8 protein-coding genes are annotated in these 11,088 nt (G+C 69.3%); all 8 read left to right on the top strand.

Annotated elements, in window-relative coordinates:
• The first annotated feature begins 351 nt into the window (after positions 1–351).
• The 8 genes from AC3WOH_RS32895 (at position 352) to AC3WOH_RS32860 (ending at position 11,083) form a co-directional block, all read left to right on the top strand.
• Entirely contained in the window at positions 352–1,764 is a 1,413-nt protein-coding gene (locus tag AC3WOH_RS32895) for an efflux transporter outer membrane subunit (protein WP_492233533.1), read from the top strand.
• Between the two features lie 155 nt (positions 1,765–1,919).
• Positions 1,920–3,326, top strand: a complete 1,407-nt coding sequence (locus tag AC3WOH_RS32890; RefSeq protein ID WP_492233532.1) for an efflux RND transporter periplasmic adaptor subunit — start codon at positions 1,920–1,922, stop codon at positions 3,324–3,326.
• Positions 3,327–3,334: 8 nt separating this feature from the next.
• Positions 3,335–4,072: an ABC transporter ATP-binding protein gene (locus tag AC3WOH_RS32885; protein WP_492233531.1), complete on the top strand. Its 738-nt coding sequence runs from the start codon at positions 3,335–3,337 to the stop codon at positions 4,070–4,072.
• Entirely contained in the window at positions 4,072–5,277 is a 1,206-nt protein-coding gene (locus AC3WOH_RS32880; protein ID WP_492233530.1) for an ABC transporter permease, read from the top strand. Before AC3WOH_RS32885 ends, AC3WOH_RS32880 begins: the two co-directional genes overlap by 1 nt.
• 371 nt (positions 5,278–5,648) lie before the next feature.
• Positions 5,649–8,207 carry a nitrite reductase large subunit NirB gene (nirB, locus tag AC3WOH_RS32875; RefSeq protein WP_492233535.1) on the top strand — a complete coding sequence of 853 codons (2,559 nt, stop codon included), beginning with the start codon at positions 5,649–5,651 and terminating at the stop codon, positions 8,205–8,207.
• Complete coding sequence (gene nirD / locus AC3WOH_RS32870; RefSeq protein WP_492233529.1) at positions 8,204–8,563, top strand: nitrite reductase small subunit NirD; 360 nt, start codon at positions 8,204–8,206, stop codon at positions 8,561–8,563. The genes nirB and nirD overlap by 4 nt, the downstream gene beginning before the upstream one ends.
• A gap of 63 nt (positions 8,564–8,626) precedes the next feature.
• On the top strand, positions 8,627–9,943 hold the full coding sequence (locus AC3WOH_RS32865) for a nitrate- and nitrite sensing domain-containing protein (protein WP_492233528.1): 1,317 nt from the start codon (positions 8,627–8,629) through the stop codon (positions 9,941–9,943).
• A 327-nt stretch (positions 9,944–10,270) separates the two neighbouring features.
• On the top strand, positions 10,271–11,083 hold the full coding sequence (locus AC3WOH_RS32860; protein ID WP_184863260.1) for a formate/nitrite transporter family protein: 813 nt from the start codon (positions 10,271–10,273) through the stop codon (positions 11,081–11,083).
• Positions 11,084–11,088 lie beyond the last annotated feature (5 nt).

Here is an 11,088-nt window from a genome sequence, read left to right as displayed (position 1 = left end):
GCAGCGGGATGCAGCGCAAGGCGCGGGCTGCTGCCAAGGCTGGCCGCCTTGGCAAAGCCCGCAACGCCGCGATGCACCCGCTGCCACCCCGGCCCGCAGGGTGAGGGTCTGGCAGGGCCGCACTCGTCGTTGCCGTGCTCGCCGGGTGTGCAACCCGGCTGCGCCCGCCGCCTAGATTGCGGCCCTGCCAGACCCTCACGCACAGCCGATTTCTCGGTTGCAGTGGACTAAGCCCTTCGGGGCCTTTCTTTTTGCATTGCAGCAATTCTTTACATGGGCTTGACGCATTGACTATCTTCGCGAAGGGGTGGCTCCGCACAATGGACGCAACAACCCGGAGCACAGCTTTTCATGCGTCTTTCTTCACTGACCGGTTCCCGCCGCCAGGCACCACCCCGCTGGCCGGTGCTGGCGCTGGCCGCCGCCCTGGCGGGCTGCGCCGGCCTCACGCCGCAGGATGCGCGCCTGCCCGGTACGCTCGTGCCGGCCACCTGGTCCACGGGCAGCACCACTGCCCCCGCCACCTCGCTCGCCCAGTGGTGGCAGCGCCTGGGTGACGCGCAACTGACCGCACTGGTCGAGCAGGCCCTGGCGGCCAACACCAGCGTGCGCACGGCCCAGGCTGCGCTGCAGCAGGCACGCGCCCAGGTCGATGTGCAGGCCGCAGGCCTGGCGCCCCAGGTGGGCGCCTCCGCCTCGGCACAGCGCAGCCGCTCGGGTAACAGCGGCACGGGCAACAGCTTCCAGCTCGGCTTCGACGCCAGTTGGGAGCCCGATGTGTTCGGCCGCGTGCGTGCCGGCGTGAACGCCAGCGAAGCCGATGCCCGCGCCGCCGAGGCCAGCCTGGCCGACGTGCAGGTGTCGCTGGCGGCGGAGGTGGCCGTCAACTACATCGAGCTGCGCAGCCTGCAGCAGCGCCTGGCCATTGCGCAGAGCAACCTGGCCAGCCAGGGCGAGACCTTGCAGATCACCCAGTGGCGCCTGCAGGCGGGGCTGACCACCTCGCTCGTGGCCGAGCAGGCGCGCGCCGCATCGGAACAAACGGCTGCGCAGATCCCCGCGCTCGAAGCCAGCCTGGCCCAGTCGCGCCACAGCCTGGCGGTGCTGACCGGGCAGGCGCCGGCCGCGCTCGATGCGCAATTGGCCGCCAGTGTGGCCGTGCCCCAGGCGCCTGACGAACTGGCCCTGGCCATCCCGGCCGAAACACTGCGCCAGCGCGCCGATGTGCGTGCGGCCGAGCAGCGCATCCGTGCCGCGCTGGCGCGCGTTTCGCAGGCCGAGGCGGCGCGCTACCCGGACTTCGGCATCAGCGGCTCGGTGGGCCTGCGCGCCCTCACGCTGGGTGCACTGAGCGGCGGCAGTGCGGTGGCCGCATCGCTGCTGGGCAGCGTCTCTGTGCCGCTGCTCGACGGCGGTGCCAACCGCGCCCAGGTGCGTGCGCAAGAGGCCAGCCTGGAGCAGGCACGCATTGCCTACCAAGCCGCAGTGCTCGCGGCGCTCAAGGACGTGGAAGACGCCCTTGTCTCCCTGCGCGGCAACCGCGAGCGCCTGGTGCGCCTCACGGCTGCCGCCGATGCAGCCGGCAATGCCGCGCTGCTGGCCCAGCAGCGCTACCGCAGCGGGCTGATCGACTTCCAGGCCGTGCTGGAAACCCAGCGCACCCTGCTTTCCACGCAGGACGGCGTGGCCACCACGGTGGCCAGCGTGTCCGCAGACCATGTGCGCCTGTACAAGGCGCTGGGCGGCGGCTGGCAGCCGCAATAGCCAGGCCGCCCGACTCTTCTCTTCCACCAGCCACCTGGAGGTCCCGCGCACACGGCGCATGGACACCTGGCAGCCAAAGGCCACCGGACCTGCGCACCATGGATGCGCGGACGGTGCACCCCATTTCCTGTCTTCATCCGAGCCGATTGATTGCCATGACCGATATCCCCCAGGAATCGCAGCCCCGTGCGGCTGCCACCACCACCACCGCCAGCCGATCCCCCGCCGACCTGCAGGCCCTGCTGGGCGGCGATCCGCCGCGCCGCTGGTACCGCCGCACCTCGCTGTGGCTGGGCGTGGCCGCCATCGTGCTGGCAGGCGCCAGCGTCTATGCCTGGCAGCAGCACAAGGCCGCCAACGCCGCGCCGGTGTACGTGACCGAAGAGGCCCGAAAGGGCGACCTCACGCTCAGCGTGGCGGCCAACGGCACGCTGCAGCCCACGCGGCTCGTGACCATCGGCAGCGAACTCTCGGGCACGGTGCGCCAGGTCATGGTGGACGTGAACGACAAGGTCAAGAAGGGCCAGGTGCTGGTGGAGCTCGATACCGCCAAGCTCGATGCGCAGGTGCTGCGTTCGCGCGCCTCGCTGGCATCGGCCCAGGCGCGCCTGGCCCAGGCCAGCGCCACCACCAAGGAGGCAGTGGCCGCACTGGGCCGCCTGGAGGAGGTGGCGCGCCTGTCGGGCGGCAAGGTGCCGTCCGCCGCCGAGCTGGACACCGGCCGTGCCACGCTGGACCGGGCCCGCGCCGACGAGGCCAGCGCCCGCGCCACGGTGGACGATGCGCGCGCCGCCCTGTCCACCGACGAGACCAGCCTGTCCAAGGCCTCCATCCGCTCGCCCATTGACGGCGTGGTGCTCACCCGCTCGGTGGAGCCGGGCAACGCCGTGGCCGCATCGCTGCAGGCCGTGACCCTGTTCACCGTGGCCGAGGACCTCACGCGCCTGCGCCTGGACGTGAGCGTGGACGAGGCCGACGTGGGCACGCTGCAGGCGGGGCAAAAGGCGAGTTTCACCGTGAGCGCGTATCCCTCGCGCCGCTACCCGGCCCAGGTCACGCGCGTGTCCTTCGGCTCCACCAAGACCGACAACGTGGTCACCTATGTCACCTGGCTGGAGGTGGACAACACCGACATGAGCCTGCGCCCCGGCATGACGGCGGCTTCCACCATCACCTCCACCGAGCGCAAGGACGTGCTGCTGGTGCCCAACACGGCGCTGCGCTTCACGCCCGCGCAAGCCGGTGCGGCTGCGGGCACGCCGGGCGCGGGTGGCGGCAAGCCGCCGGCGGCACAGCAGGGCGGGGGCATCATGGGCCAGCTCATGCCGCGCATGCCACGCCCGGGCGGGCAGGGCGGGCGCCGCCCTGGGGCCGGTGGCGCGCCGGGCGAGGATGCGGCGTCGAAGATGAAACAGGTCTGGGTGCTCAAGGATGGCGCGCCGCAGGCCATGAAAGTGCGCGTGGGCATCAGCGACGGCCGCATGACCGAGGTGGTGGGCGAGGGCCTCACCCCCGGCATGGCCGTGATCACCGACCAGCGCAGCAGCGGGGCCGCGCGATGACGGGCGCCATGCCACTGATCCGCCTGCGGGCGGTCACCAAGGTGTATGGCGAAGGCGCGCTCGCCTTCCAGGCGCTCAAGGGCGTGGACCTGGACATCGCCCAGGGCGACTTCGTGGCCATCATGGGCCCCAGCGGCTCGGGCAAGTCCACGGCCATGAACACCCTGGGATGCCTGGACCGGCCCACCACCGGCGACTACCTGTTCAAGGGCGTGCATGTGGAGGCGCTGCAGCGCGATGAGCGCGCGCGCCTGCGCCGGCGCTACTTCGGCTTCGTCTTCCAGGGCTTCAACCTGCTGGCGCGCACCTCGGCGCAGGAAAATGTGGAACTGCCCCTGCTGTACCGCGGCGAGCCTGCCGCGGCGCGCCATGCGGCGGCGGCCAAGGCGCTGGCGGCCGTGGGCCTCAAGGGGTGGGAGCACCATACCCCGGCCGAGCTCTCGGGCGGTCAGCAGCAGCGCGTGGCCATTGCCCGTGCCATCGTCACCGAGCCGGCCGTGCTGCTGGCCGACGAGCCCACGGGCAACCTCGACACGCAGCGCAGCCACGAGATCATGGAACTGCTGTGGCGCCTGAACGCCGACCTGGGCATCACCGTGCTCATGGTCACGCACGAGGGCGACATGGCCGAGTATGCGCGGCGCATCGTGCGCTTCGTCGACGGCGTGGTGGGCAGCGACGAGGTCAATCCGCATCCGCGCGGTCTGGCCGCGCCCGCTGCGGCCCTGCCGGCGGGGGGGCACTGATGTTCCTCAGTTCCATCCTGCTCGCGCTGCGCTCCATCCGGCGCAACCTCATGCGCTCCTTCCTCACGGTGCTGGGCATCGTGATCGGCGTGAGCGCGGTGATCACCATGGTCACGCTGGGCAACGGCGCCACCGTCTCCATCCAGAACCAGATCGCGGGCCTGGGCACCAACCTGCTGCAGGTGCGACCCGGCCAGCGCATGGGCCCGGGCGGCGGCACCGGCGCGCCGGCCTTCAAGGACACGGACGCTGACGCCATCGCCCAGCAGATCGGCGGCATCCTGGCCGTGGCGCCCGAGTCGCGCGCCTCGGCCACCGTGGTGGCGGGCGGGCGCAACTGGTCCACCAGCATCATCGGCAGCACCAATGCCTGGCTGCAGACGGGCAACTGGACGCTGCGCATCGGCCGCGAGTTCAGCGATGACGAGTTGCGCGCCGGCGCCGCCACCTGCGTGATCGGCGAGACCGTGCGGCGCGAACTCTTCGGCACGCGCGATGCCGTGGGCGAGCAGCTGCGCGTGAAGGCCTTCTCGTGCGAGGTGGTCGGCGTGCTGGCCTCCAAGGGGCAGGGCGCCTTCGGCAACGACCAGGACGACACCGTGCTCGTGCCCCTGCGCACGCTGCAGCGTCGCGTCACGGGCAATGTGCGCGTGAACACGCTCCTGGTGTCCATGAAGGACGGCAGCGAGCCCGAGCGCGTGAAGGCCAGCCTGACCCAGCTGCTGCGCGAGCTGCGCAAGCTCTCCGACACCGACGAGGACAACTTCAACGTGCTCGACACCAAGCAGTTGGGTGAGGCGCTGTCGGGCACCACCAAGGTCATGACCACCCTGCTGGGCGCGGTGGCGGCGGTGAGCCTGCTGGTGGGCGGCATCGGCATCATGAACATCATGCTGGTGAGCGTGACCGAGCGCACGCGCGAGATCGGGCTGCGCCTGGCCATCGGCGCGCTGGAGCGCGAGGTGTTGCTGCAGTTCCTGATCGAGGCGGTGGTGCTGGCCGCCCTGGGCGGGCTGGCCGGCATTGTGCTGGCCACCGTGGCCTCGTTGGGGCTGTCGGTGCTGATGGGCGTGCCCTACCTGTTCAACCCGGGCGTGAACCTGCTGTCCTTCGTGTTCTCGGCCGGCATCGGCGTGGTGTTCGGCTACTTCCCGGCGCGCCGGGCCGCGCGCATGGACCCCATCGACGCCCTGCGCCACGAGTGACGCGCCTGCCCGGGCGCCCCGGCACCGGGGCAGGGCGGCGCCCGGCCAGGCGTCCGCCCCAAGTTGGTGACGTGTTGCACCGCAGCGAGGCGCTGGCGGGCGATGCCCCTGGGGATGGGGCGTGAACCCCCTTCAAAAACCCGGGCACGCTTATTGCTGAGTACAGCCTGTCCGCCGGTAAAGCTGCCTGCGGTCCGATAAACAACCCCTCCGCTAATGATGGCGGAACACCGGGCAAGCCGCGGCCTTCTCCGCCTGTTGCCTGGAAGTTCCAACCCACGCCCGTGGTTCCGCGGAGGGTGTGCCGTGCCGCCAGGCGCCGCACATCCTGCACCCAGGTTCCCCGGGTCCTTGCAGGATGAGCAAGCATGATGAAGATCGTTCTCATTGGCCACGGCATGGTCGGCCACAAGTTCCTCGAAAGCCTGGCCGAGACCGGCATGACCGGCGTCGAAGTCACCGTGCTGTGCGAGGAGCCACGCCCCGCCTACGACCGGGTGCACCTGTCGGCCTTCTTCAGCGGCACCACGGCCGAGCAACTCTCGCTGGTCGAACCCGGCTTCTTCGAGCGCACCGGTTTCACGCTGCGCCTGGCATCCCGCGCGGCCTCGGTGGACCGGCGCATCCGCACCGTGACCACGGTCGACGGCGAGGTGCTGCACTACGACAAGCTGGTGCTGGCCACCGGTTCCAACCCCTTCGTGCCCCAGGTGCCGGGGCGTGAGCGCGAGCACTGCTTCGTCTACCGCACCATCGAGGACCTGGAGGCCATGCAGGCCTCGGGCGCCAAGTCCAGGACCGGTGTGGTCGTGGGCGGCGGCCTGCTGGGCCTGGAATGCGCCAAGGCGCTGAGCGACATGGGCCTGGAGACCCATGTGCTCGAGTTCGCCCCGCGCCTCATGGCCGTGCAGGTCGACGAGGGGGGCGGCCGCGTGCTGCGTTCCAAGATCGAGGAACTGGGCGTGACGGTGCACACCAGCCGCAACACCCAGGAGATCACCGATGGCGCCCGCGCGCGCCACCGCATGGTGTTTGCCGACGGCACCTACCTGGAGACCGACATGATCGTGTTCTCCGCCGGCATCCGCCCGCGCGACGAGCTGGCGCGCCAGAGCCTGCTGGCCATCGGCCCGCGCGGCGGCGTGGCCATCGACAGCGCCTGCCGCACCAGTGACCACGATGTCTATGCCATCGGCGAATGTGCTTCGTGGAACGAGCAGACCTTCGGCCTGGTGGCCCCGGGCTACGACATGGCGCGCGTGGCCGCCCGCCACATCGCGGGCGAGACCGACGCGGCCTTCGTCGGCGCCGACATGAGCACCAAGCTCAAGCTCATGGGCGTGGATGTGGCCAGCATCGGCGACGCCCATGGCAAGACCCCGCACAGCCGCACCTGCCAGTACGTGGACGAGCGCCGCCAGGTCTACAAGAAGATCGTCATCAGCGAAGACGGCAAGCAGCTGCTGGGCGCCGTGCTGATCGGTGACGCCACCGAATACGGCACGCTGCTGCAGATGGCGCTCAACGGCATCACCCTGCCCGAAGACCCCGAGTTCCTGATTTTCCCCTCGAGCGACGGCAAGGCCAAGCCCGGCCTGGGCGTGGACGCCCTGCCCGACACCGCGCAGATCTGCTCGTGCAACAACGTCACCAAGGGCGGCATCTGCGCCGCTGTAGGCGAGGGCGCCTGCACCATCGCCGAGATGAAGGCCTGCACCAAGGCCGGCGCCACCTGCGGCGGCTGCGTGCCCCTGGTCACCCAGGTCATGAAGGCCGAGATGGCGCGCCTCGGCATGGCCGTGAACAACCACATCTGCGAGCACTTCGCCTACTCGCGCCAGGAGATCTACCACCTGGTGCGCGTGGGCCAGATCAAGAGCTTCGAGGACCTGCTGGCAAAGCACGGCAAGGGCATGGGCTGCGACATCTGCAAGCCCGTGGCGGCCAGCGTGTTCGCCTCGTGCTGGAACGAGTTCGTGCTCAAGAAGGAACTGGCGGGCCTGCAGGACAGCAACGACTACTACCTGGGCAACATCCAGAAGGACGGCACCTACTCGGTGGTGCCGCGCATGCCCGGTGGCGAGGTCACGCCCGACGGCCTGATCGCCGTGGGCCAGGTGGCCAAGAAGTACGGCCTGTACACCAAGGTCACGGGCGGCGCGCGGGTGGACATGTTCGGTGCGCGCCTGGAGCAACTGCCGCTGATCTGGGAAGAGCTCATCACCGCCGGCTTCGAGTCCGGCCACGCGTACGGCAAGTCGCTGCGCACGGTCAAGAGCTGCGTGGGCTCAACCTGGTGCCGCTACGGCGTGGGCGACAGCGTGGGCCTGGCCGTGGAGCTGGAGAACCGCTACAAGGGCCTGCGTGCTCCGCACAAGATCAAGTTCGGTGTTTCGGGCTGCACGCGCGAATGCGCCGAGGCCCAGGGCAAGGACATTGGTGTCATCGCCACCGAGAAGGGCTGGAACCTCTACATCTGCGGCAACGGCGGCATGAAGCCGCGCCACGCAGAGCTGTTCGCGTCGGACCTGTCCAAGGAAGACCTGGTGCGCATGATCGACCGGGTGCTGATGTTCTACGTGCGCACGGCCGACCGGCTGCAGCGCACCAGCACCTGGCGCGAAAACCTCGAAGGCGGCCTCGACTACCTCAAGGATGTTCTGCAAAAGGACAGCCTGGGCCTGTGCGCCGAGCTCGAAGCCCAGATGCAGCATGTGGTGGCCACCTACCAGTGCGAATGGAAGACCGCCGTGACCGACCCCGAGACGCGCAAGCGCTTCCGCTCGTTCGTGAACAGCGACAAGGCCGATGAGAACGTGCTCTTCGTCGAGGAGCGTGGACAGATCCGCCCGGCGCGCGCAGAGGAGCGTGGAGCTGGCTCCGCCAAGGTCATCCCCATCCATCAAGCCGCCCGAGAGGACATGACATGAGCGCACTCCCCATGAACAGCAGCACCGACTCCCTCGCCTGGACCGACATCTGTGCGGTCGATGACATCCTGCCCAGCACCGGCGTCTGCGCGCTGGTGGCCGACCGCCATGTGGCGGTGTTCCGCACGCGCGGCGACGAGTTCTTCGCCATCGACAACGTGGACCCCAAGTCCGGTGCCAGCGTGCTCTCGCGCGGGCTCATCGGCAACCTGGGTGAACGCGTCGTGGTGGCCTCGCCGCTGTACAAGAACCATTTCGACCTGCGCACCGGCGAATGCCTGGAGGCGCCCGAGCATTCGGTGCAGGCGCACGGCGTGCGCGCCGAGGGCGGGCGCATCCGCGTGGCCCTGGCCTGAATGCGGTGGCACGCGTCCCGGCGGGGTTAGCATCGGGTTCCTGTTCGAATCGTGGAGAACTTGATGCCTGAGCTGGCTGCTGCACCCCTGTCCGTTTCCAGCCTCGTGCTGCGCTCGCGCCAGCTCGAGATCGATGCGGTGCGCCACCTTGCCAGCCGGGCGGCGCTGGTGGACGTGGTGGGCCAGTTGATCGAAGGCCTGCAGCGTGAGCGCGGTGCCTCGGGCGTCTACCTGGCGTCCAAGGGGCAGCGCTTTGCCGATCTGCGTGGCCGCGTCGTGCAGGAGGTCGTGGCGCTGGAGGGCCAGCTGCGCGCCGAATTCGCCCTGCATGTCGAGCCTGCGCAGGGGGCCACGGCCAAGGCCTTGTCCTTGATGGCCTGGGCGCTGCTGGGGCTCGATTCGCTGCCCGCCCTGCGCAGCCAGATCGACAAGCAGGCCATGACGGCCCACGACTCCATCGCGGCGTTCAGCCACCTGATCGCGGGGCTGATCGAACTGGTCTTCCACGTGGCCGATGCCGCCGGCCTGCCCAGCGTCTCGCGCCAGCTGGTGGCCCTGGTGCACCTGGTGCAGGCGCAGGAAGAGGCGGGCCAGGAGCGGGCCATGGGCGCGCTGCTCTTCGCCTCGGGCCAGGGCAGCGAGGCGCACCAGCAGCGCGTGCTGCACCTGATCGACGCACAGGAGCGCAGTCTGGCCGCGTTCGCCGAGTTTGCCGATCCGGCCCTGCGTGCCCGCTGGGAGCAGCTGCAACTGGCCCCGGGCACCGCACAGCTGGAGCGCCTGCGGCGCACCCTGGGCGTAGCACGGCCCGGTGCCGCTCTGGACAGCAACCAGAGCGATACCTGGTTCGATGTGTGCACCCAGCGCATCACCACGCTGTGGCAGCTGCAGGTGGACCTGGTGCAGCGCCTGCGCGAGGACTGCACTGCGCTCATCGTGCAGGCCCAGCAGGACCTGCAGGACTCCACGGGCCTGCTGCGCGGCCTGCGCGACAACCCGCCCCAACGCACGCACGCGGTGGACCGCTTCTTCGACATCGCCATCGCACCAGCGGCGGTGCAGTCGCCCGCTGCAAGTACGCAAGGGGGCGAATCGGCGTCATCGCTGCTGGAGCTGCTGCGGGCCCAGTCGGCTCGCATGGCCAGCATGGAGACCGAGCTGGAAACGGCCCGGCGCACGCTCAACGAGCGCAAGGTGATCGAGCGCGCCAAGGGCGTGCTGATGGCCCGCCTGGGCATGAACGAGGAGGTCGCCTTCCGCGTGCTGCAAAAGACCTCCATGGACCAGAACCGCCGCCTGCTCGACGTGGCCGAGGCCACGCTGTCGCTGCCGGACCTGGCGTTTGGCCACCCCGACCGCAAGGGCGACAAGCCGGTCTGATCCAGGCTGGTGCCCGGCGTGCACTGATCTGAGGCCCGCGCCCGCGATGCCCGCGCAAAGCGCACGGTTTCCGGGCATTTTCCGGGCGTGGAATACCCTGGAGAGGGTACGGAAATTGCAAGGGTTTGGCGGACGGGGGCTGACGATGGCCTGCCCGTCACCCGCCTGCGGCATGCCGCAGGCCCGGGAATCGCGCTTCCGAGGATAACGGCGTCCCTTGCATCTCCCCTTCACCGGGGGTGCTGCGGACGCCGTTTTCCTTTTGCGCGCTGCCCCGGTGAGCCAACTGGGGGCGCAGTTCCGTTCTACCGCCCCAAGGAAAGTCAAATGGCCTACCTCGCCCCCACCGAGTTCGTGACCAAGATGGTCGATTCCGGTGAATCCAAGCTCCTGATGTCCACCCGCGACACGCTGATCCGCTCCTTCATGGCCGGCGCCATGCTGGCGTTGGGCGCCGCCTTCGCCGTCACCATCACGGTCAACACCGGCAATGCGCTGCTGGGCGCACTGCTCTTTCCGGGCTGCTTCATCCTGCTGTACCTGCTGGGTTATGACCTGCTGACCGGTGTGTTCACGCTGGCCCCGCTGGCCGTGCTCGACAAGCGCCCGGGTGCCACCTGGGCTGGCGTCTTTCGCAACTGGGCGCTGGTGTTCTGCGGCAACTTTGCCGGCGCCTTCATGGTGGCGGTGTTCATGGCCATCATCTTCACCTTCGGATTCAGCGAGGCGCCCAACGCCGTTGGCGTGAAGATCGGCCACATCGGCGAGGGCCGCACGGTGGGTTACTCCGCACACGGAGCCGCCGGCATGCTGACCCTGTTCATCCGCGGCGTGATGTGCAACTGGATGGTGTCCACCGGCGTGGTGGCGGCCATGATGTCGACCTCGGTGTCGGGCAAGGCCATCGGCATGTGGATTCCCATCGCCCTGTTCTTCTACATGGGCTTCGAGCACAGCATCGTCAACATGTTCCTGTTCCCCTCGGGCCTGCTGCTGGGTGGCAACTTCACGGTCATGGACTACCTGGTCTGGAATGAAATTCCCACCGTGATCGGCAACCTGGTGGGCGGCCTGACCTTTGTGGGCGCGATGCTGTATTCCACGCACTACAAGACCGCGCCCAAGCGCAAGATTGCCTGAGCCTG

This window comes from Acidovorax sp. FW305-C-20-28 (genome assembly GCF_058783375.1).
This window is presented reverse-complemented; position numbering and strand designations above follow the sequence as displayed.

Coding starts and splice junctions, on each gene's coding strand:
- AC3WOH_RS32895 (WP_492233533.1), top strand. CDS start 352: ATGCGTCTTTCTTCACTGACCGGTTCCCGCCGCCAGGCACCACCCCGC.
- AC3WOH_RS32890 (WP_492233532.1), top strand. CDS start 1,920: ATGACCGATATCCCCCAGGAATCGCAGCCCCGTGCGGCTGCCACCACC.
- AC3WOH_RS32885 (WP_492233531.1), top strand. CDS start 3,335: ATGCCACTGATCCGCCTGCGGGCGGTCACCAAGGTGTATGGCGAAGGC.
- AC3WOH_RS32880 (WP_492233530.1), top strand. CDS start 4,072: ATGTTCCTCAGTTCCATCCTGCTCGCGCTGCGCTCCATCCGGCGCAAC.
- nirB (WP_492233535.1), top strand. CDS start 5,649: ATGAAGATCGTTCTCATTGGCCACGGCATGGTCGGCCACAAGTTCCTC.
- nirD (WP_492233529.1), top strand. CDS start 8,204: ATGAGCGCACTCCCCATGAACAGCAGCACCGACTCCCTCGCCTGGACC.
- AC3WOH_RS32865 (WP_492233528.1), top strand. CDS start 8,627: ATGCCTGAGCTGGCTGCTGCACCCCTGTCCGTTTCCAGCCTCGTGCTG.
- AC3WOH_RS32860 (WP_184863260.1), top strand. CDS start 10,271: ATGGCCTACCTCGCCCCCACCGAGTTCGTGACCAAGATGGTCGATTCC.